Annotated in this window: 26 protein-coding genes; 25 read left to right on the top strand and 1 reads right to left on the bottom strand. The window is 31.3% G+C overall.

The window, feature by feature from the left end:
- Positions 1-544: 544 nt before the first annotated feature.
- The 25 genes from EGN73_RS14930 (at position 545) to EGN73_RS14810 (ending at position 21,926) form a co-directional block, all read left to right on the top strand.
- Positions 545-793 carry a hypothetical protein gene (locus EGN73_RS14930; protein WP_219291529.1) on the top strand — a complete coding sequence of 83 codons (249 nt, stop codon included), beginning with the start codon at positions 545-547 and terminating at the stop codon, positions 791-793.
- Entirely contained in the window at positions 787-984 is a 198-nt protein-coding gene (locus tag EGN73_RS14925) for a hypothetical protein (protein WP_219291526.1), read from the top strand. Before EGN73_RS14930 ends, EGN73_RS14925 begins: the two co-directional genes overlap by 7 nt.
- Before the next feature lie 53 nt (positions 985-1,037).
- Positions 1,038-1,505 carry a hypothetical protein gene (locus EGN73_RS14920; protein WP_219291525.1) on the top strand — a complete coding sequence of 156 codons (468 nt, stop codon included), beginning with the start codon at positions 1,038-1,040 and terminating at the stop codon, positions 1,503-1,505.
- A complete protein-coding gene (locus tag EGN73_RS14915) occupies positions 1,498-1,983 on the top strand; it encodes an RNA polymerase sigma factor (RefSeq protein WP_219291522.1) in 486 nt (161 codons plus the stop codon). The genes EGN73_RS14920 and EGN73_RS14915 overlap by 8 nt, the downstream gene beginning before the upstream one ends.
- A gap of 320 nt (positions 1,984-2,303) precedes the next feature.
- On the top strand, positions 2,304-2,786 hold the full coding sequence (locus EGN73_RS14910) for a phage terminase small subunit P27 family (protein WP_219291520.1): 483 nt from the start codon (positions 2,304-2,306) through the stop codon (positions 2,784-2,786).
- Positions 2,787-2,790: 4 nt separating this feature from the next.
- Positions 2,791-4,413 carry a terminase large subunit gene (locus EGN73_RS14905; protein ID WP_219291517.1) on the top strand — a complete coding sequence of 541 codons (1,623 nt, stop codon included), beginning with the start codon at positions 2,791-2,793 and terminating at the stop codon, positions 4,411-4,413.
- Positions 4,414-4,740: 327 nt separating this feature from the next.
- A complete protein-coding gene (locus EGN73_RS14900) occupies positions 4,741-5,253 on the top strand; it encodes a phage holin family protein (protein WP_219291516.1) in 513 nt (170 codons plus the stop codon).
- Positions 5,254-5,276: 23 nt separating this feature from the next.
- The gene (locus tag EGN73_RS14895; RefSeq protein ID WP_219291515.1) at positions 5,277-6,494 is read left to right on the top strand and encodes a phage portal protein; all 1,218 of its coding nucleotides are present in this window, start codon (positions 5,277-5,279) and stop codon (positions 6,492-6,494) included.
- A gap of 1 nt (position 6,495) precedes the next feature.
- Positions 6,496-7,080, top strand: a complete 585-nt coding sequence (locus tag EGN73_RS14890; RefSeq protein WP_219291509.1) for an HK97 family phage prohead protease — start codon at positions 6,496-6,498, stop codon at positions 7,078-7,080.
- Positions 7,081-7,132: 52 nt separating this feature from the next.
- Positions 7,133-8,374, top strand: a complete 1,242-nt coding sequence (locus tag EGN73_RS14885) for a phage major capsid protein (RefSeq protein ID WP_219291506.1) — start codon at positions 7,133-7,135, stop codon at positions 8,372-8,374.
- Between the two features lie 80 nt (positions 8,375-8,454).
- Positions 8,455-8,790, top strand: coding sequence for a hypothetical protein (locus EGN73_RS14880; RefSeq protein WP_219291503.1), 336 nt, complete (start codon positions 8,455-8,457; stop codon positions 8,788-8,790).
- A gap of 1 nt (position 8,791) precedes the next feature.
- Positions 8,792-10,654 (top strand): phage head spike fiber domain-containing protein, encoded by a 1,863-nt coding sequence (locus tag EGN73_RS14875; RefSeq protein ID WP_219291500.1) that lies wholly within the window; start codon positions 8,792-8,794, stop codon positions 10,652-10,654.
- Positions 10,655-10,656: 2 nt separating this feature from the next.
- Positions 10,657-10,947: a hypothetical protein gene (locus EGN73_RS14870; RefSeq protein ID WP_219291496.1), complete on the top strand. Its 291-nt coding sequence runs from the start codon at positions 10,657-10,659 to the stop codon at positions 10,945-10,947.
- Between the two features lie 32 nt (positions 10,948-10,979).
- The gene (locus EGN73_RS14865; protein WP_219291493.1) at positions 10,980-11,159 is read left to right on the top strand and encodes a hypothetical protein; all 180 of its coding nucleotides are present in this window, start codon (positions 10,980-10,982) and stop codon (positions 11,157-11,159) included.
- The gene (locus EGN73_RS14860) at positions 11,140-11,688 is read left to right on the top strand and encodes a head-tail connector protein (RefSeq protein ID WP_219291490.1); all 549 of its coding nucleotides are present in this window, start codon (positions 11,140-11,142) and stop codon (positions 11,686-11,688) included. The genes EGN73_RS14865 and EGN73_RS14860 overlap by 20 nt, the downstream gene beginning before the upstream one ends.
- Positions 11,688-12,011 carry a hypothetical protein gene (locus tag EGN73_RS14855; RefSeq protein ID WP_219291487.1) on the top strand — a complete coding sequence of 108 codons (324 nt, stop codon included), beginning with the start codon at positions 11,688-11,690 and terminating at the stop codon, positions 12,009-12,011. The genes EGN73_RS14860 and EGN73_RS14855 overlap by 1 nt, the downstream gene beginning before the upstream one ends.
- Complete coding sequence (locus EGN73_RS14850; protein WP_219291485.1) at positions 12,011-12,466, top strand: HK97-gp10 family putative phage morphogenesis protein; 456 nt, start codon at positions 12,011-12,013, stop codon at positions 12,464-12,466. Before EGN73_RS14855 ends, EGN73_RS14850 begins: the two co-directional genes overlap by 1 nt.
- Complete coding sequence (gp17, locus tag EGN73_RS14845; RefSeq protein WP_219291482.1) at positions 12,463-12,846, top strand: tail completion protein gp17; 384 nt, start codon at positions 12,463-12,465, stop codon at positions 12,844-12,846. The genes EGN73_RS14850 and gp17 overlap by 4 nt, the downstream gene beginning before the upstream one ends.
- A 42-nt stretch (positions 12,847-12,888) precedes the next feature.
- Positions 12,889-13,335 carry a phage tail protein gene (locus tag EGN73_RS14840; RefSeq protein WP_219291478.1) on the top strand — a complete coding sequence of 149 codons (447 nt, stop codon included), beginning with the start codon at positions 12,889-12,891 and terminating at the stop codon, positions 13,333-13,335.
- 94 nt (positions 13,336-13,429) lie between these two features.
- Complete coding sequence (locus EGN73_RS14835) at positions 13,430-13,735, top strand: hypothetical protein (RefSeq protein ID WP_219291475.1); 306 nt, start codon at positions 13,430-13,432, stop codon at positions 13,733-13,735.
- 38 nt (positions 13,736-13,773) lie between these two features.
- Positions 13,774-14,064, top strand: coding sequence for a hypothetical protein (locus EGN73_RS14830; protein ID WP_219291472.1), 291 nt, complete (start codon positions 13,774-13,776; stop codon positions 14,062-14,064).
- Positions 14,057-16,678, top strand: coding sequence for a phage tail tape measure protein (locus EGN73_RS14825; protein ID WP_219291468.1), 2,622 nt, complete (start codon positions 14,057-14,059; stop codon positions 16,676-16,678). The genes EGN73_RS14830 and EGN73_RS14825 overlap by 8 nt, the downstream gene beginning before the upstream one ends.
- A gap of 11 nt (positions 16,679-16,689) precedes the next feature.
- Positions 16,690-18,663, top strand: coding sequence for a hypothetical protein (locus EGN73_RS14820; protein WP_219291465.1), 1,974 nt, complete (start codon positions 16,690-16,692; stop codon positions 18,661-18,663).
- Positions 18,664-18,690: 27 nt separating this feature from the next.
- Complete coding sequence (locus tag EGN73_RS14815) at positions 18,691-21,009, top strand: GTA TIM-barrel-like domain-containing protein (protein WP_219291462.1); 2,319 nt, start codon at positions 18,691-18,693, stop codon at positions 21,007-21,009.
- Entirely contained in the window at positions 21,009-21,926 is a 918-nt protein-coding gene (locus tag EGN73_RS14810) for a hypothetical protein (protein WP_219291459.1), read from the top strand. Before EGN73_RS14815 ends, EGN73_RS14810 begins: the two co-directional genes overlap by 1 nt.
- Here EGN73_RS14810 and EGN73_RS14805 read toward each other — a convergent pair.
- Positions 21,909-22,298, bottom strand: a complete 390-nt coding sequence (locus tag EGN73_RS14805) for a hypothetical protein (protein ID WP_219291456.1) — start codon at positions 22,296-22,298, stop codon at positions 21,909-21,911. The genes EGN73_RS14810 and EGN73_RS14805 overlap by 18 nt on opposite strands.
- Positions 22,299-22,353: the final 55 nt, after the last annotated feature.

The following is a 22,353-nucleotide window of genomic DNA, read 5'->3' as shown; positions in this document are numbered from 1 at the left end:
ATCTAGGTGAATAATTTTCATAATTTTTTTAGATTGCTTTTTTACAGAGTCAAAAATATACCTAAATAGAATAGGAAAAAAACCTCTTAAATCAGAGAAGTATAATAAGCTTGAAATTAAGCTTAAATAAAGCCTTATCTAAGTCCCTGATTACTTTTGTGGGTTAGTAGTCTTCTTTTGAATTTTAAGCTGTTAGAGAGCCTTATTTAAGGTTTAAATAATGTGTTGTATTGGACAGCAGATTTAATTTTTTAATAAATACTACAGAGTAAAATAACACAGTAATGTATAACCTTTATTGAATAATATAAGTGTTCCTTATTAAGGTAACACATATAGGATAGTATTGACTATTTACTTTTATATAATTGATTTTTCAGATTTATGTAATTTATTCAAAATACAGTAAATAAATAAGTGCTATATATAGTAGGTGTTTTTAGTTGTTTTATATTAGTTTATTTTTTTTTCTTATTTATGCTATTTATTTTTGGATATATTAATTATATTATTATAAGAGATTAACATTAAAACAAAAGCACACATGAAAAATTTACAAGCAAAAAGTACAATTGACAGATTAGAGTATGAGTTATTAAAACTTGATACTACATGCCTTAAGGAAAAGGTTATTTCAAACTTCACTTCAATAGCATTATGTTTACTTCTGCTTCAGAATATAACATTTATACCTGCTATCCTTCTTTATGTATTCATTGGAATATATATAATGAATATTACCAACAACTCTTTCAAACTATTCAAAAACTTCAAAACAATAAGGGAATGGTAGATTCAGATTTTTGTAAAGGGGATATAATCAGAATTACTGATTACAAAGGTGTCCATTCATTTGGTTACTTACTTGATTTTAACAAACGTGGAGAAGATATGCAATATATTTTTTGTCATGTAGATAGCAATTTCAAACCTTTATTTACACCTCTTATATATCACCCTTGGGATACATTAGAGAAGATTTAAATAAGCACACATTTACGAGTAAATAAATAATTAATTTTTTAAAACTTTTAAACATGAAAACAAACAACAATTTTAAATATGATTTAGAAATAGGAAAGCAAGCTGAAAACTTATTGGGACAATTACTGGAAGGTAATCACTTAGAAGTAAAGTTTGACAAGTACAAAAACAACAGATTCTTCATAGAAGTATTCAAAAGAAAGGGTAATAACCCTGATGGAAGTCCTAAATATGTATTTTCAGGTTTAGGTGTTACACAAGCTGAATTTTATGCTTTGATGAAGAATAATATATTCATCATAATTAAGACTTCAGATTTAAAGAAACTGATTAAACACAAGGTTAATACACAAGGGAATGGTAAGCTTTCAAGTATTGCTATTGGTGGTGGTGATGGTGGTAGAAGCTATGGGGTTTTGGTAACAGTAGAGGAAATTATTGAATGGCAAGCTAATAACAGAACCTATAAAGAAAGTATAATTGATGTTCAACCTGCATTGGAAGGAGGTGAAAATGAATAATCAAATTATCAATTATATCTACAAAGAATCTGAGAAACTTAAAAACAGACAGGATAAAGAAGATGTAGCACAGGAAGTAGTTTATATTATTTTGGAAAAAGGTATGGGAGATAATGAATTAGATGAAGGTTTGAAGAACTACATTAAAGGAATTATCTGGAATTATTCAACTACTCTATACAATCAGTTCAATAAAGATACTTTTACTTTAACAGCTACAGATATTCCACAATATAATGTAACAGTTACCTATACTGATGAAAGAGAAGATTATAAGGAACTTACTTCCAAAATAAGAAGGTACGTATTTGAGAACTATTATTCCAAGAATAAGAAGCTAACTAAATGGAGGGTGTTTTATTTGGTACTTAAAGGTTATGATTACAGGTATATTGCTGATAGATTAAAGATTGGGTACAAAACAGCTATTGAATATAATTATCAGGCATTGAAAGAGATTAAAGAAAGGATTGCATAGAGATAAAATGGTTTAGTGATTTAAAGTCCTACTGCTGAAAGGTGGTAGGATTTTTTTATGTAGCAGTAGGTAATATATTTAAAGAGTTTAATTCAATTGGTGAAGCTGAAAGATTTTATAGCATGCGAGGTGTAGTTAATAGAGGTTATAGCAAGGGATTAAAATTATTTTTTATCATAACCCATTGATAATCAACCCATAGGGGTGTCTGAAAAATTTAGAGGTAGAAAAGATTAACCGTCTTTGGTGAGTCAATCTTATACACAACCAAAATTTCTAGGTGGTGGGTTTTGGTAACTTTTTAATTATTAATAAAAACTATGGGAAGGAATACATTACCTGATGAAATAAAAGCTAATAGAGGTACACTAAGGAAGCATAGAGTAAATACAGATAAACCTGAGCCTAATAAGGTTAATAAATCCTCATTAAAAATTCCAGCACACCTAAATAAGTATGCTAAAGCCTTTTATAGCAAGTATTTTGAAATGTTGACTGATTACAAAGTATTAACAGATATGGATTTGGATACTTTGGAAGTACTTTCTTCTGAATATGGAAAATACATAGAAGCACAATATAAAATCAAATCTGAAGGGTATATGACAGTAGGAACCAATAAAAATGGCAGTACCTATTCTATGGTAAGTCCTTGGGTTAATATTGCCAATAATGCTTTTAAAAACTACTCCTCTTTAATGGCAAAGTTTGGTTTGTCTCCTTCTGAAAGAGCTAAAGTAAGTGTAATAAAAGATGAAGAACCTAAACAGGATGAAGTGAAGATTGAAGATTTTTTAAACTAAAATAATGAAACATACTATTGATTTTAATAAGATAGATAAAACCAAATATTACTTTGATGAATATACAGCAGATAGGGCTGTTAGATTTATTGAATCTTTCTGTACTCATGTAAAAGGTAAATTAGCTGGTAAACCATATATACTTCAGGATTGGGAAAAAGAATTTATAAGTAATCTTTTTGGGTGGAAAAGAAAGGATAATAAACTTAGGAAGTACAGGGAAGCTTTTTTAATGCTACCAAGAAAGAACAGTAAAACAACCCTGTCAAGTGCTATAAGCTTGTATATGATTCTTGGAGATGGTGAAAAAGGAGGTGAAGGATATTTTGGTGCAAGTAACAGAGAACAGGCTAGGATTAGCTTTGATATTATGTCTGCTATGATTAGGCAAAATCCAAACCTGTCAAAGTATTTGGAAATATTCAGAAACAGTATTGAGTATAAAAAAAGCAATAGTTTTTTCAAAGTGGTAAGTAGTGAAGCAGGAGGTTTACACGGTGCTAACCTATCATTTGCTTTAGTGGATGAATACCATGTACATAAGAATTCTGAACTGTATGATGTATTTAAAACATCAATGGGAGCAAGGGAACAGCCATTGTTAATTACAATCACTACAGCAGGTAATGACAGGACTTCACCATGTTTTGAACTGTATGATTATGGTAAAAAGATTATAGAAGGTGTAATAGAAGATGAAACATTTCTTCCTGTAATCTATGAGGCTGAAGATTATGAAGATTTTGATAAGCTTTTCAGTATTGACAATATCAAAAAAGCTAATCCAAGTTACGGTAAATCAATCAAAGAAGATTATATAACAGAGCAGGTACATAAAGCTAAATCAATGCCTTCTTACCTGAATACCTTTAAGCAATTACATTTAAATATTTGGGTTGATAATTCAGAAAGTTGGATACAGAATTCTGATTGGATGGGTAATAAAGTTGATTATGATGAAGAAGACCTGTTAGGTATGGAATGTTGGGCAGGACTTGATTTAGCCAATAATAGGGATTTGAATGCTTTTGTACTTGTATTTCCTTTACCTAATGGAAAGTTAAGAACTCTTACTTATACTTTTATTCCTAAAGAAAGTGCTGAAAGAAAAGATAATATCAGTGCAGGTAAAGCTTTTATTGGTTGGAGTATGAATAAAAATAATCACTTGTACCTGACTGATAAAAGAAGTAGAGATGATGACTTTATTTATAACAAAATAGAGGAGCTGAAAGGTAAGTTTATTATCAGGAATATTGCTTATGATAGATGGGGTGCAGACCAATTGGTTTTTAAAATTGAAAGTGAATTGGGTTTAAAATTTACCCCATTTGGACAGGGTTATAAATCTATGTCTCCTGCAATCAAGAAAGTAGAGAGTTTAGTAATAGAAGGTGATTTAACACATAATAATAATCCTGTACTTAAATGGTGTTTATCAAATGTAAGACTTGTTAAAGATGATGCAGGGAATGTAAAAACAAGTAAAGAAAGAAGTAAGGAAAAAATTGATGCAGTTCAGGCTTTAATTATGGCTACTTATCAATATTACTTAGATGTTCAGGAAGAACTGGAAAATAAAGAAGAAGATTCACCATATACAGATAACGGATTCTTTTTTGTATAAATTTTACTGTCATAATTAATCTAAAACCCCAATTCTTTTTATATATTTTAATTGGTGTTTAATACGTGGATAGAAAATGTAATGTGGTGTTATTCTTCCCACGTTTTTATCAAATATTCAATTTTAATATGACTGTCATTTTTATGGGATTTACGTGGTTTCTATTATAAACCTTAATAGAATCACCAAAAATCCCAACTTTTTGATAGTCATTTTTTTTAACAGAAATAACTGAATAATATTCTTGTTATTACTTTTTAAATTTGATGATTTTTTAATTACAGATAAAAGATTATGATGGTGGAAATTTTTAAATTATTTTTTTAGATGTGGGGGTTTGATTCATTTTTACAGTTTATTAAAACTTGGTTCAGGTTTGTAGAAACTACAGTACTTCATAAGTATTTTATTCCTGTTATCCTTGCTATTAATTTTGTTTTTGAGTGGGTTTTTGTGAGTGTAGGAGGTATTTACTTTCTTATTGTACTTTATATACTTGACTTTCTTACAGGTGTTGGTAGAAGCCTTTATTTCAGTTATAAAATAAGCTTCAATACAAAACATAATTTACCAATACCTAAAAAGTATATTGAAAAGAAATTAGTAAGTAAAAAATTTCCTAGGTTTTTAATTACTATGCTTAGTACTGTTATTCTGTTGGGTATTTTAAAACTAGCAGGTGTTTATTCAGCTATATTTTTACCGTTATTTTCAATTTTTTATTCAGTCTTTTTAGGTCAACAGATTATTTCCATAACAGAAAATTTACATGATGTAGGAATTGTAGGAGGTAAGATTTATGAAAGATTGAAAAGGAAAATTACAGAATACTTGGATTGATTACTTTTTAATTATTAGAAAATATGAATATAAAAAGGCTTTTTGGAATAGGTAAAGAACTTCATGTACCTGAATTGATTTCAATTGAACATTCATTTGAAGAAGGTTCTGCTACTGTAAAGAATGCTTTGGGTATTGCTTCCTTTTGGAAAGGTGTTAATATAATAGCTAATACGGTTGCTTCTTTACCTGTAAGACTGTATAAAGATAAATCAGTAGATAAGGAACATGAATTATATTACCTTCTAAAGCATAAACCTAACAGTTTCCAGAATATTTATGAATTCATAAATACTATGATTCTGATAATGTTAACTAAGGGCAATAGTTTTGCTTTTATTAAAAGGGATGAAGGAGGTAATATTATCAGTTTGGATATTATCAATTATTCAACAGTGGAAGCAGTTCTTTTTGATTCAGTCCTTTACTTTAAATTTGATGGTGATAAAGATAAAGTTTTTAGAAATGATGAGCTGATACATTTTAAGAATGTAGGTTCAGGATTTTTAGGAGAAGATATTATTACCAACTTCAAAAAGAACTTGGAAATAAATATCAACAGTACTAACTATACTAATCAGGTATATACAGGTGAAGCTTCTTCTGTTAGAGGTACTATTACCTATGATAAAGCTTTAAATGATACTCAAAGAAAAAGGTTAAGGGAAGAATTAGCTACAAACTTTGCAAACAGAAGCGGTAAAAGAATTCTGTTCTTGGAGGATGGAATGAAGCTAAATCAGATTTCATTAGACCCAACACAAACAAAGTTTTTAGAGAGCAGGACTTTTGAAAGGGAAGAAATTGCTAACATGTTGAATATTCCTGTTTTCATGTTGACAGCAGAAAGAAACACTGCTACAGGAATTGAATCAGATAATATTACTTTTTATCAGACTACCCTTCTTCCAATTGTTACCAAAATAGAAAAAGAGTTTGAAACAAAACTTCTTACCAAACAGGAGATACTGGAAGACAATTACATAAAGATTAGTGTGAATGCCATTTTAAGAGGTGATTCTAAAAGTAGAGCTGAATTTTATAAAGCTTTATTCTATTTGGGTGCTATCAGTCCAGAAGAAATTAGAGAGTTGGAAGATATGAAAGAAGAAATTAATGGTGATACTTATATACAAGCTAATCTTATTCCAAAGAATATTATAAATAGATTTTGGGATAGTAAAGCTAGAGAAACATATAGTAAAGCTGAAATGAATGAAAAAGAATTAGAAGAAGAATAAAATGAAGGAAATAAGACTTATTGATAATACTGAATTTAGAGCTGTTCAGGAAGAAGATAAAAAGTATATAGAAGGATATGCTTTTAAGTATAATACACTATCCAGAGATTTAGGTGGATTCTATGAAACCATTGAAAGAGGTAGTTTAGATGGTGCAGATTTATCTGATGTAGTAGCTTTATTCAATCACAAGCAAGAATATATATTGGCAAGAAAGAATGTCAATGTAGATACCTTGGAACTTATTGCAGATGAAGTAGGACTAAAATACAGGTTTGAAGTTGATGAAAGTATTTCTTATGTAGCAGACTTGTACAAGAATATACAGAAAAAGAATATTCAACATTCTTCATTTGCTTTTAAGATTGCTGAAGGTGGGGATAAGTTTGAAAAAAGGGATGGTAAGTATTACAGAAGTATTACCAAATTCAAAGGTATATATGATGTAAGTCCAGTTACTAACCCTGCATACTTGGATACTGATTCTTCCATTAGAAGTATTGTAGAAGGGTTACAGGAAGGGGAGAAACAAGAAGAAATTAATAATCTAAATGAGTATAGAATGAAGTTGTTAAAAGTGAAATAATTTTATTGATACTTTTTTAATTAATGATAAAAAGAATAATAAATATTTTTATATGAAAAAATCTGTTGAATTAAGAAAAAAGTTAGCAGGGATTGAAGAAGAAATGCAATCAATCCTAGATACTGCTAAAGTTGAAAATAGAAGTTTGAATGATACTGAACAAGTTGATTTCGATGGTAAGTTTGAGCAAGTAGAAGCATTGAAAAGAAGTATTGAACAAGCTGAAAGAGTAGAAACATTTGAAGCAAGAAAAGCTTCTGAAGTTCCTGCTATCAAATCTAATAAAGGTGGTGAATATTCAATTATAGGCCATATCAATGCAGTTAGAAGCGGTAAAGTAGATGGTGTATTTGCTGAAGCACAAGCAGAAGGAGAAAAAGAATTAAGGAATGCAGGTGTAGCTACTAATTCAGGAGCTGTTTACATTCCAACTAATTACAGAAACTTCAGTGTTACAGGTGATTCAGGTGCTAAAGGTGGGAACATGGTAGCAACTGAAAAAGGAGGAATTATAGAATCTTTGTTTGAAGGTTCTTTGCTTGATAAAGTTGGGGCTACAAGGTTTATAGGGTTGCAGGGTAATTTAGACCTTCCTAAAGGTTCTGCTGTTACTTCTACTTGGGAAGCTGAAAATGCTTCTGTTACTCCTACTTCTCATGATATAGGTCAGGTAGCTTTAAGACCTAACAGACTAGCTACTAGAATGAATGTATCTAATCAGTTAATGATTCAATCAAGTGCTTCTGTAGAAGCTTATTTGAGGGGAGAAATAGAAAAATCTATCCAAAAGTCTTTGGATGAAAAGTACATTGAAAACTTGTTAGCTTCCAATGAAACACAATCTGTTGTAGTAGGTGCTAATGGTGGTGCTTTGTGGTATGCCAAACTTCAGGAATTTATTGAAAAGGTTGGTGAAAGTGAAGTAGATATTGAAAGATGTAAGTTCTTGTTGAATTTCAGAACTTATTCTGATTTGAAAACTTTGGCTAAAGCTTCAGGTTCTGATAAGTTTGCTATTGATGGTGATAAGTTAGATGGTTATGATTATGTATTAACTAACAGAATGCCTTCTAATCTATCCAAAGGAGATTCTACAGGTGTTCTTTCTGCTATGGCATTTGGTGATTTCAGTACTTCAATTGTTGCAGGTTGGGGAGCTGTTGAAATCTTGGTAGACCCATATACACAAGCAGGAGCAGGACAAACTGTACTGAATGTAGGTTCTTATTGGGATTTGAAAGATATGTACTTTAATGGTAAGGCTGTTGCTAAAGATATTGCAAGAGCTTCTTAATAAGTATTTTTTGATTAATCAGGAGTGGTATTAAATATCACTCCTTTTTTTATGTTGATATTTTTTTAATTACTAATAAAATGGAAGTTGTTAACAATAGATTAATTATAAACCAAAAAAGAAGTGAACCTATCAATATAATTATTGAATTAGATTCAGAGGAATTAGACTTTAATTTTTATGATTCTTTCAAATCTGAAATAAGAGTAACAAATAGTTTTAGAGGTACTGTTATTTACTCACCTGTAGTAACATTAGAAGAAGATAACCAATTAAATTTCTTTATTCCTTCTAGCGTAATTGAAGGTTTTCCAAGAAAAACTTTTTTTGATATTAAAGCAATAAATGGAGAAGATGTAAAAGTACTTATTGAAGGTGAAATAAGCATTACCGATAATACCACTAAAATATATTAATATGAAAATAAACGTAATTGATAATAAAGTACTATTGAATTTAACAGTAAAAGAAGAAGCATCTTCAATAGCTATCATAGCAAAAAATAAAGCAATAGAAGCAAGGAACGATACTTTGAATTTAAAAAATGAAGTAGAATTAATTAAAAATAATGTTGAAACTTCTGAACAAAATGTAACTGATTTAAATACCCAATTTGAAAATAACTATAATGAAAAAATAGATTCAATTAACAATACTGTTAACAGTGGTATTCAATCAATTGAAGAAATTTCTAATGATAATATAAATCAGATAAATGATTTAAAAGATAATATTGAAGATTCTGTTAATCAGGCTCAAAGTATTTTTAACAATATTGAAACAGAAACAAATAATTCTATTTCTCAAATACAGAGTGAAAAAAATACTTCTATTACTGAAATTCAGAATGAAAAAACTGATTCATTAAATGAATTAAGTACTGAATTACAAAGTGGTTTAAATCAAATTAATGATTTAAAAAGTGAAACAGAAGAATTAAGAGATGAAGCAATAGAATCAAATAATAATACACAATCACTTTTAGTAAATTTTTTTGACCCTGCTATTATTGCCCTGAATAGCAGGATAAACAATGATTCGGGCGAAGTTGTAAGAAAATTAAGATTTATACAAAATGATTTAGATAATAATGATATTTTCAATGAAGCATCATTAGTATTATCACCTTCTTCTTTTTCAAACAGCAAACTACACTCAGTTCTTCCCCAAGACGGTACAGGAGACTTTGATGTATCAAGAAATGGTACAGGTACTTATTTCGATAGAAACGGAATATTACAGGTAGCACAACCTAATCAACCAAGATTTAATTTTGACCCTTTGACAGGGGATTTTAAGGGTGTATTGGTTGAGCCGAGTGGGGTTAATTTAATAACAAATAGTAAGGGTTTCGACAGTTTTACTAATGTTTTGGATGCTCCTGACATAATTAGGACAGATGCACCTTTTGGTAAATTTGGAAATATAGGAACAGAATTACAATTAAAGACAGAAAATGGATGGTTAAATTATAATTTTTCAGCAGTTCAAAACACATTTTATACTATTTCATTTTATGTTAGAAATATTGATGCCACAGGTATCAGAATTACTTTTGCTTCATTAGCATCTTCATTTTCACCATCAACTACAGATTTACCTGTTAACAATTTCTCAAATTACCAACATATAGAGGAGGATATATATAGAGTATGGTTGACAACACATCATATAGGAGAAAACGGAACTAGAAGCTTTAGATTTGGTGTAGGGACAGGTTTTACAGGTGGTAAAGTTGTAGTATATGGATTACAACTCGAAGCAGGCTCTACACCAACCTCATACATACCAACATCAGGTTCACAAGTAACAAGACCTGCTGATGTTAATACAAGAACTAATATAGCTGATTTGATAGGACAGGAACAGGGGAGTGTATTTGTGGAGTTTTTTAATATTACCGCACCTAATAGAAGGGTAATGGGTATATCAGACGGAACTATCCAAAACAGGGTGATTATTTTAATCAACTCACCTAATACCCCAAGAGCAATAGTAACGGTAGATGGCGTTAGTCAATTTGATAGAACAGGAGCTTCTATTCCAGAAGGCATGAATAAAATAGTTATTACATATAAACAAAATGATATAAGATTTTACGTTAATGGTTTTTTGGTTTTTAATCAAGATTCAGGAAATGTGCCTTCGTGTAATAATATGTATTTAGGTAAACAAGAAACTAACAATATTAATCAAATCTTAACATCATCAATTAAAAAAGCAACCCTATTCAAGCGAGCGTTAACTGATGAGGAGGCGATAAAATTAACAACATTATAATTATGGACTACTATTTAAGAACAACTAGCAAAGAAGCATTTATTCAAGACCTACAAAAATTAGGTATTGAAATAGAACTTGATAATTATTATCAGGATGAAAATTTAATTATTGATTGGATAGGTTTAATTCCTAATCCAGTAGAAGTAGATAGCGAAGGTAATGTTATCGGTGAAATTACTTATAAGGATGGACAGCATGTTAATATAAGAAGCAAGCAAGAATTAGATGTTAGCTTATTTGAAAATACAGTAGATGTTTATCCTAGTGTTCCATTTAGAATGTTTAGTTGATTATGATATATTTTTAATTACTAATAAAAAATATGAAAACTGTAAAGATTATTAAAGCTAACAAAGGTTCAGGGTACTTTGAAGGTGATGTAGTTGAAGTATCAAACATTGAAAATATTTCAAAATACAATGAGATTGAACTTATATCTGAAGTGAAAAAAGAACCTAAACAGGTAAAAAGAAAAACTGCAAATGATAGCAAAACTAAATAAAAGAAGTACAGAGCCAATTATAAGTTTAGAATCTGCTAAAGAGCATTTAAGGATACTGAATAACAATCAGGATTTTTATATACATACTCTTTTAGATGTAGTGACTACTTCAATAGAAAATGAACTTGAAAGAGATTTGGTAGATACTGAATATTCTTTGCATATCTATTCAAAGATTAATGTAAATGAAGAAATATATTTTCCTAACAGTCCTGTTTATAATGTGATTCAGGTAGTGTTTAAAGATTCTTCTGGTACTGAAATAACAGAAGGTATATCTTATGTAAACAGTGATGAATATATAAAGTTTACTGAACTTCCTGAAGATTATAATTCAATAGTAATTACTTATAAAAAAGGATTCAGTAATGCTGAAGATATTCCTGAACCTATCAAACATGCTTCTAAATTAATGCTATCTGATTTATTCAATTTCAGAGGTACAATAGTATTAGGAAAATCTGTTTTCAATTTAGACAAAACAATACAGAGGTTATTACAGCCTTACAGAAACGTGAAATTTTTATAATGATGGATGCAGGATTTTTTAACTACATATTCAAATATTACAGTACTGGAACTACTAAGGATAGTTTAGGACAGATTATAGATTCTCCTGTATTGGAAGGTTCTTTTTACGGTTCAAAATTGGTTTGGCAGAATAGGGAACAATATGAAGGTAAACAGTTAATTGAATCTTCAATTGTGATTATAAGAACCTACTTTTTTGACATTGATTCTACTTTTATTCTTGAAGATGAAGATGGTATTTTTTATAACATCAAAGGAGTTAAGCCAATTGGTTTTAATGACTACATAGAAATTACAGCACAAACCAAATCCAATAGGTAATGAAAGTAAGTGTTGATATTGATATGAAGGAGCTGTTACAGAAGCTTAGAAAAACTCCTGATAGGATACAGGATAAGGTGATTAGAGCAGGTGTAAGAGCAGGAGCAGGAGTAGTTAGAAGTGAAGCTAGAAGGAATGTACCTGTAGACACTGGACTTATGAAATCAAAGGTTAAAGTACAGAAAGCTAGGATTAGTAAACATACAGGCAATTTTGTTTTTGTGGTAAATGTGGCAAGTCCAGCACACCATTTAATTGAACTTGGTACAAAGGACAGGGAACCTATCAGGAAAAGTAAACTGCATTTTACCTTAAATAATGGCAGTGAAATCTATGTAGATAAGGTGAAAGGTGTACAGGCTAATCCATTTTTGGGAAAAGCTTATGAAGCTACTAAAGAACAGGTAGTAAGGAAATTTAAAACTAAGATTGATACTGAACTGAAGAAGTTATGATTGAAGAACACATATATAAAATACTAAGTGAAGATGTGAAAATCAGTAATATCTTCAGTGATAATATTCAACCTTTAAGCGGTAAGAAAAATACTTTACCTGTTCTCCTGTATCAGGTATTTCAGGTAGATAGTGAACAGGATAAAGGAGGTAAGGAATTAAAAAATGAATATGTATTGAGATTACATTTATTCAGTGAAAAATACTTTGATGTAGCAAAAGCAGTACTTGATTTAAAGGAGCTGTTACACGGTAAAGAAATTGTTGAAGACAATGAAATAATAGTGGATTTAATCAGGTTTGACAGCTTCAAAGATGAATACCAAGAAAAGGCAGAACTGTTTAATAGAACAATGGATTTCAGGCTATTTAAATATTGATACTTTTTTAATTAAGTGTAAAAGAATAAAAATTTTAAGGATATGAATAATAGTCAAGGGAATAAAATATTAATCAAGTTGGTAGAAACTACTACAGGTAGTGAAGAACCTGTTGTATTGGCAGGACAAACTTCAGGAAGTCTTGATTTGCAGAAAGAAATGTTGGAATATACTTCTAAAACTACTGTTGATGCTAATGGTGTTCCAGTTAGGAGATACTTACCAACAAGAAGCACAACTTCTATAAATATAACTGCTTTGGAAGACCCAACAGGTACTTTGAAAGCTTCTGATATATTGGAAATGTGTTATAAAGGTTCTAAAGTAAAATTTGCTGTTGGTGATACAGCAGTAGGAGCAGTAGTAGTAAAAGGTGATGGATTTTTAACAAGTGCTTCCACGTCTTTTGATATGGATGGAGTTACTACTGGTACTTTTACATTACAGATAGATGGCGGAGTTACTTTTGAAACTGTTTCAGGTACATAATTTTTTGGTTGTTTGTTTAGTGTGTGTGTTTAAAGAGAGGGGTTTTTACTCCTCTTTTTTTATTTGATAGGTTTTTAATTATTAGAAAAAACTTATGGTACAATACATTCAATTAAACGACAAAGATTACCCTGTAAGAATTAACAGAAGGGTTATGGTAGCTTTTGAAGCTAAAACAGGAAAAGGTTTAAATTCTTTATCTAACCTATCTACACAAAACTTAACAGATATACTTTTTGCAGGTATCAGGGAAGGATATGCTTTTACTAAAGAAAAGAATCCCTTTAAGGATATTGAAGATTTTGAAAAGATTCTTGATGAAATAGAATTGGAAGAATTTTATGAAAAGTCTGCTAATGTAATAGCAGGTTTTTTTTCCAAGAAGGAGGAGAAGGAATAACACCTTCTTCTTCTGATATAGAAGAACCTGTTGACGGATTGGCTTTTGCAATTGAGGTAGGATTAAGTATAGAAGAATATTATAACCTAACTCCAATTGAATTTAAGAGAGTACAGGAAGGATATAATTACAGGTTAAGACAGCAATATGAAATAGCAAGATTGATAGGTTACACTAACCTTAAACCTTACTTGGATAAACAACACCAAGATAAATCATTGGAACAGCTTATACCATTCAGTTGGGATAAGAAGAAAGAAATTAAACACACACCTATAAGCAAAGAAGAATATTATGAAATGATAGAAAAGTTTAAATTCAATGAGTAACTACACGGGGAAACTCAATATTTTAATAGGTGGTAATGCTGAAAATTTTTATTCCACAATAGGCGGTGTACAGAAGAAGCTTCAAGGATTCAGCAGGAAGTTAGATAACATAGCAAAAGATTTAAGTGCAAAAGTAAGTTTACCCTTAACATTATTAGGTGGTATAGCTACCAATGTAGCTTCTGATTTTTCAGATTCAATGTTAAAAGTCCAGGGTTTAACAGGAGCTACAGGAGATTCTTTTGATTCACTTACAAAGAAAGCAAAAGAATTAGGTGGAAATACTGCATTCAGTGCTTCACAAGTAGCTGATGCAATGGGGTATATGGCTTTAGCAGGGTATGATACCAATAAGATTTTAGAATCTATTCCTGCTACACTTCATTTAGCTTCTTCAGCAGGTGGTAATTTGGCAAAGGTTACTGATATAGTAACTGATACAATGTCTGCTTTTAAAATGGAAGCAGGTGAAACAAATAAGGTAGTAGATGTTTTTGCTAAAGCACAGGGTAAGGCCAATACTTCAGTAGAACAGTTAGGAGAAGCTTTTAAATATGCTTCTTCTAATGCAAGTGCTTCAAATCAATCACTAATAGATTCTACTTCAGTTCTTTCTGTTTTTGCCAATGCAGGTATAAAGGGAAGTTCAGCCGGAACTGCTTTCAATGCCATGTTAAGAGACTTGAAAAAGTCTTCTGAAGATGGTAAGGTCAGTATTGGTAGCATGGGTATAGCTTTATATGATGCTGAAGGACAAATGAGAAGTATAATTGATATACTTCAGGATGTAGAAAAAGCTACTTCTTCAATGACACAGGCACAGAAAGATTCTGCTTTGATGTCAATTTTTAAAGAAGAATCCATAAGAGGTGTAAATACTGTATTAAATGCAGGTACTTCAGAACTGCTTAGATACCAAGATGAATTAATCAATTCTGAAGGTTTTGCAAAGGAATTTGCTGAAACTATGGAAAGTGGTTTAGGTGGTGCTTTTAGGAGAATTAAAAGTAGTATTGAATCTGTATTAATCACTATAGGAGAACAGTTAACACCTTATGTTCAATTAGCTTCTGAATGGGTAAATAAGTTCAGTAATGCCTTCAATGATTTGAATCCCAATTTATTGAAAGTAGCAACAGTAATAGGTGTAATACTTGCTGTTGTCCCACCATTGGTAGTAGCTTTTGGACAGATAGTAAAAATAGTAACTTCTTCTATTGCAAGTATTAAAGTACTGCTTCCATTATTGAGCGGAATTTCTGCACCTATTTTGGGAATTGCTGTTGCTGTTGGTGGTGCTGTTTATCTGATTATCAAATATTGGGATGAACTGAAGGAATATTTTACTTCTGGAACAGGTTCAACTATTACAGATTCTTTAACAGAGCTATGGGATAAAACAACTTCTTCAATTACAAGCAGTACACAGGGTATTGTTTCAGAATTAAAAGCTTTTTGGGAAGAATTCGGTAAGGATATTACTGATGTTTTTAAAAGTATTTCCAACATTGTAACTACCCAATTAGATAACCTGATACAGATAATAGGTTTAGCTATCAGGGGTGTAACAGCTATACTTACTTCAATCATAAGACTTTTAAGAGGTGATTTTAAAGGTGCATGGAGTGCCATTAGTGATTATGTAGTAGATGTATTCAGAACTATTACAGGAGCTGTTTTAAGTAGCTTTCAGGCTGTTTTAGGTGTTGCTTCTACAGTTGCTGAAAAGTTGGGATTTGATAGTATAGCAGGTTCAATAGATTCAGCAATTACCAAACTTGATGAATTCAAATTTAAGTATAGTTCTTTAGGTTCTTCTTCAGATACTTCTGTAAGTGTAGATGGTTCTTCTTCTACAGTTGATTCACCTATAATTAATACTGTTGTTCCTGTTGCAGGTGTAGCAGGTGTAGGAGAAAGAATAAAGAGGGAGATATTAGAACCTATCAAACTTGTAAAAAAGGAATTTGATATTACTTCAGCTTTTGCAGGAAGCAAGATAAAAGAGATAGGTAAAAATGTTGTTGATTCTTCTGCTAAAATGTATGAAGCTTTAACACCTGTTACATGGACTTTTGACCAATACATGAACTACTTCAGTCAGTTTGAAAAAGGTATGTTTGTATTAGGTGAAGGCTTGCTAACTATTGGCGATGGTATCCAAAGGATGTTCATGGACTTATTCAGAACAGGACAATTTTCATTTAAGGGATTAATTCAGGCAGTAGGTGCTTTTGTTGCTAAACTTCTTGGAGCTATTGCAGCAGCAGCCATATTAAATGTACTTACAGCAGGATTGTTTGCAGGTGCAGGAGCTGGTACAGGATTAAACGCATTAAAAGAGGCTTTTACATTTACCAACTTATTAGGACAGTTTTCAGGTGGATTACTTGGAAGTAGAGCTAATGGAGGTGATGTAAAAATGAACAATCCTTATATAGTAGGTGAAAGAGGTAGAGAATTGTTTATTCCTTCTACTTCAGGTACTATTATACCTAATCATTTACTTGCTACTGCATCAACTGCTTCAGGTGGTAATGTTACCTTCAGAATAAGAAGGGAAGAACTTGTAGGTATATTAAGACAGGATAGCAGGTTACAGGAAAGGTTTTAATTTAAAGTTATATGATAAAAATTAAGAGGGGTAATAACTCCTCTTTTTTTGTTGATTTTTTAATTATAGTAAAAACTATGTACGGAATAAAATATCAGCTTTTCTATACAGGACTTGGAGGTTTTGAGACAAAAATAAATATCCTGAAAAAGAATTATGTGGGAAGTATCATTGAACTGAAAGGTAGTTCTGCACCTTTTATTTTAAATCTTCAGCCTTCAGAGGATAGACAGTTTTCAGTATTCAAAACTTCTTACTGTACTCTTAACATTCTTGAATCAGAAGCTATTAAAAATGACTTTCAGGAAATTGAAGATGAAGATGATTTTATATTAAAGTACTATAGGAATAATCAGTTAGTTTGGAGTGGTTATATTCTTGCTGAACAGTATTTGGAAGCAGACAGTGATTTTTTTGTAAGTCTTAAGTTCTATGATGGTATAAGCAGGTTAAGAGTTTTTACAGCCAATGATATTAACCTGAATGAAACAGTAGCTTCATATCCCTTATCCATAATTCTAAGAAATGTAAATGGGTTGCTTTATACCAAAATCAATTCAGATAGTGATTTATTGTTTAATCCTTTTTTGACTTCTACAGTGGGTGGAAGATTGATTGATTCAGTAAGAATTAGAAGAAGCAGTTTATTTGATAATGATGGTAATGCTTTGAATCTGTATGATATACTGGAATCAATAGCTACTACCTTTAATTTCACATACCTTATGTATAAAGACAGGTTATGTATTACCAATTTTGAATTTACTTCCAATCCCAAATTCTATGATTATGAATTACAGCAGGAAGTAACTTTAAACAATAACTATTCAGAGGATTCAAACCATTTATTTGTTGAAGAAACTAAGGAATTAACCTACTTGGATTCTTTAAAAAAAATGGAGGTGACACATAAAACAGATGTAGAATTGGATTTTATAGATTTCGATAAACTAACTGTTACTACTGGAAGTCCTGCACCTGTTGTAGAAGATGGTGAAATTATCTTTAACAGTTTCAATGCTGATTTCCCTGATACCTCTAATACTTCACATAGGAATGTATCTATCAAGAATTCACAACCTATTAGGGTTACTAATCCAACTGAATATTTTTTAGCTTTCAGAAATTACAGGTTGAATATTAGATACAGGATGGAAGTGGAATTTAACATTACTGATAATGACATACTTCTTATGAGTGAAGCAGAACAGCAGACAGCAAGAAACAGAAGGGCTGAACTGATAGCAAATACTTCTATCAGGCTATCCATGTTGTTTAAAACTTCAGGAGAAGGAAGGGCTGATGCTTATGTTTCTTCAGGTGTTCTTGTACCTGATTTAGGAAGTGGGCAGGTAGATTTACATTACTTACTATTAAACAATGATTGGGAAGGTTTGAAACAGGGAGTAGAATATGAAGCTAATTTTGTTTTACCTGAAAACCTGAATGAAATTACTGTTGAATTCTATCAACCTGTTGTATGGCATGCAAATCTACCTTCATCAAATAATCATAGATATGAAACTGTAAAACTGATAATTGAAGATGTCACATTTAGAAGAAATGACAGAATAGGACTTAGGGAATTAAACTATGAAGGAGTTACTGACAGGAATGTTTTTAACTACAACCTTAACAGGGATAGAGAATATGGATACATTGATGTAGAAGAAGTAAGTTACAGGAATGCTTTACTTCAGACCAATGAAATAGCATTACCCTTTAATTCTTTTAATCTATCCAATAAGGAATACACTTTTAACAGGTTATTCAATCTTAATATTCCTGCATTCCTTTTAACCCAACAATTACAGCAATTAGGAGTACAGCAAAGAAAAGTAACAGGTGAATTGTGGGTGAAGAATAATCCTTCATTTGATTACTTAAGCTGTTTTAATATCAATAACAGAAAATACAACATTCACAGAATGGAATACAATGATTTTGAAGGTGTGTATGATGTTGAATTAATTGAAGTGGTTTGATTATTTTTTAATTATAGATAAAATACAATGAGTATAAACGTAAATATCAATCCTAGATTCAGATTTGAAAGAGAAGGTAACAGAGGTAGATTAGGTGGTAATACAGGTGGTTCCAGTGGTTCAGGTGGGAATACAGGTGGTGGTAATCCCAATGATGACAATACAATAGTAAGAACCTTTGGTAATCAGGATATAGATGGTACAAAGGACTTTCAAAAAGTAGTGTATGGTGAAAACTTTGTATTCAGGGGACTGACTTCTTTAAGTACCAAACTTACTAAGGATTTGATTACAGGAATGTGTATGTTACCAAGTACAGGAGAACATGTTTATTCTACTACTCCTACTACCTATACTGATTTATCTGATTTTTCTAAAGTACAGAACAGGAATGTAGAAGGTACTGATAATACTGATTTTGTTGTAGCAGTTGAAAATTTAAAAAGGGATGTTCCTGCTACCAAATGGGTAAACTTTATAGTTTCTTGGTTTGGAAGTGATTTAAGGGTAGGATTTTGTAAGACTGAACCAAAGGTAGAGCATAAAGAAGGTGCTACTACTCCTTATGATTGGAAGGTGTGTAATTACAATAGGTCTAATGCTAAAATACCTTCATTCTTTGATTCAAGTTTTTATAATGGTAGTTACTATTCAGATTCAAATGTTACTGTAACTCCTGATTATGCTGAAGGTGTAAGGGGTGAAATGACTTCTGCAAGGGTACAGCATGTTAGTACAGGATTCAATAAGTTTGCTACTAATTTCACTGTTACACCTGATACTGATTATATAGTAAAGTACAGGGTAAAAGCTTTAAATACAGATAATCAGAATGTTTGGGCAAGGGTTGAAGGTGGTACAGGTAATGTAGAATTGGATTCACAATTTTATTTAGCAAGATTGGATAGATGGACTGAAGTAGAATTTAAGTTTAATTCTGGTATCCATACCCAAATAGATTTACAGTTTTCAATTGGTGATAATTGGTTTAGCGGTACTATTGTTTCTGATATTCTTGTAGATATTGATTCAATTTATATTTCAGAAGATAATGAAGAAGCTTTTGAAGGTTTGGCTTATGGTGCTACTCCAAGTGATAGAAGTGTAGTAGAAGGTATTCAGGAGTTAAAAAGACAAGGTTATAAGGTTTTATTTTATCCTTTCTTATTGATGGATATTCCAGAAGGCAATAATAAACCTGACCCTTCAGGACTATTTGAACAACCTGTACACCCTTGGAGAGGAAGGATTACAGTTATGCCAAATGAAGACAATACAAGCTTTGTAAGAGGTGAAGTAGAAAAGTTTTTTGGTAGTTGTCAACCTTCTGATTTTACACAAGACCCTACAAATTTAACTGTTAATTACAGTGGTACTCCTGAAGATTCATTCAGGAAAATGATTCTTCATTACGCAAATCTTTGTGTGGTTGCTGGTGGTGTTGATGCTTTTGCAGTAGGAACGGAAATGAGGGGTTTAACTTGGTTAAGAGACAGTAGAACTTCTTTTCCAGCAGTTGAAGAATTTTCACAGTTGATAAGTGAATGTAAAACAATATTAGGTAGTGAATGTGAAGTTACTTATTGTGCTGATTGGACTGAAGTATGTCCTTATCAGGTGCAGGATGGTACAGGGGATGTAATCCACCATTTAGATGAATTATGGATGAATCCTGATTGTGATTTCGTTGGGATAGATAATTATATTCCTCTATCAGATTGGAGGGATGGAAGTCATTTAGATGAAGTATGGGAAAGTATTTATAATACTGATTACCTGAAATATAATATAGAAGGTGGTGAATTATATGATTACTTCTATGCTTCTGATTCTGATAGAAACAATCAGATTAGAACACCTATTACTGATTGGAACTATAAAGTAAAGGATAATAAAAACTGGTGGTTAAATGAACACTTCAATAGAATAAATGGAAGTTGGGAAACTACTTCTACACCTTGGATACCAATGTCAAAAAGAATAGTATATACTGAATTTGGATGTTCAGCTATTGACAAAGGAACCAATGAACCCAATAAATTTTTAGACCCAAAATCAAGTGAAAGTACTGCACCAAGATTTAGTACAGGTGAAAGAGACGATTTAATACAGGAAAAGTATTATGAAGCTTTTTGTGAATATTGGCTTCCTGTCAATGGGAATAATCCTGTAAGTACTTTAACAGGTAAAAGAATGGTGGATACTGATATGCTTTTTGCATGGACTTGGGATGGTAGACCTTATCCAGAATTCCCTAATCTTCAAAGTGTATGGAGTGATGGTGTAAATTATCCTGCTGGTCATTGGTTGATGGGTAGAGAATTTATTACTAAAACAGAAGATTAATGGGAAGGGTAAAATATGATGGTGAATGTAAAGCTTTTAGAGGGGTTTGTTTGGATTCAAATGGTAATCCAATACCTGACAGTAACAGCATTCAAGAAGCTGTTGCAGGTACTTTAAATAACCCTAATATGGCTACAAAGAATATAGTTACTTTAAGGAACCTATCTAATCTGGAACTGTTTGACCCAAAGAGAACTACTTTAGCTAAAGATATGGTAGCATTCAGGGGGTATCCTAAACCTACTGTAGATGTAATTACTTCTGTAGCTGAATTTACTGATTCAAATATTGCTTTGAACTTTGGGATTCAGATAAATTATAAAGTTGGTTACACTATCACAGATTCAGATTTGGATTTTCCTTTACAGTTCAGCATTTATATAAATGGCGATACTTTGAATGCTGTTCAACCTGAAATAAATATTCCTTCTGGAAGTACTTCACAAGCATCTACCATTATTAATTTTCCTGGAGACTATGGAAGTACTGCAAGTATTACCATTGAATCAGTTAATGGTGAAATGTATTATTATTTAATTGACTTTGATTCAAATGGAAGAAGGGTAATTAATGCTAACAGGGATAGTTCCAGTTTGGCTACAGTCAATGTAGTATTTACAGCAGAACCTACATGTACTGTTTCAGGTGGTGAAACTACAGTACAGTTTTTATCTTTTCCTGAAAACTGGACTTCTGAACAGCTTGTTAGCAGTGAAGTAAACGGTGGTTATAACAGTGCAGGAAATGAAGGTGATTTGGTTTATTTCATTTATCAGAATAACAGGTATGTTATCAGAAAAGAAGAAAGATGTTTAAATGATTCAGGTGAAGAAGCTTTGGAAGAAGAAGGTGGTGTTTGTCCAGTTGGAACAGAAAGAAGGTGGAGATGGATATTTCAATCAAGAGATAGTTGTTAATCCTTTTTCAATTAACAGTTTAAACAGCTTCTCCTTCTTCTCCTCAGTGCAAATATTCTGAAGTTTACCCTTTTTCATGTGGTGAATGTAATCTTCAATATTATCAATCTTTTGTCCCTGAGCTGTTTTTTGTTGATGTGAAAGGAAGCTTAGAGTTTGAAGGTTATCTTCTTCAAATTCCAGTTCTTCAGCTAATCTTCTTGGTATTATGTGGTCAACTATTACACCTGCTTCTATGATACCAAACTGAAGTTTCAATTCATCTAAAGGGTTTTCATCTATATACTTTTTCCTTAAGCTTCTCCACTCCTTCTTCTGATAAAATGAAGAATCTGTATTAGTCCATGAACTATTGTTAAATTTCTTTTTCATGTTTTATTTTAATTACTAAAAAAACAATAGCTTTACTTTGTACTAAAAAAATGAC

Source organism: Arthrospiribacter ruber (genome assembly GCF_019343195.1).
In the GTDB taxonomy this organism is placed as follows: Bacteria; Bacteroidota; Bacteroidia; order Cytophagales; family Cyclobacteriaceae; genus Arthrospiribacter; species Arthrospiribacter ruber.
This window is presented reverse-complemented; position numbering and strand designations above follow the sequence as displayed.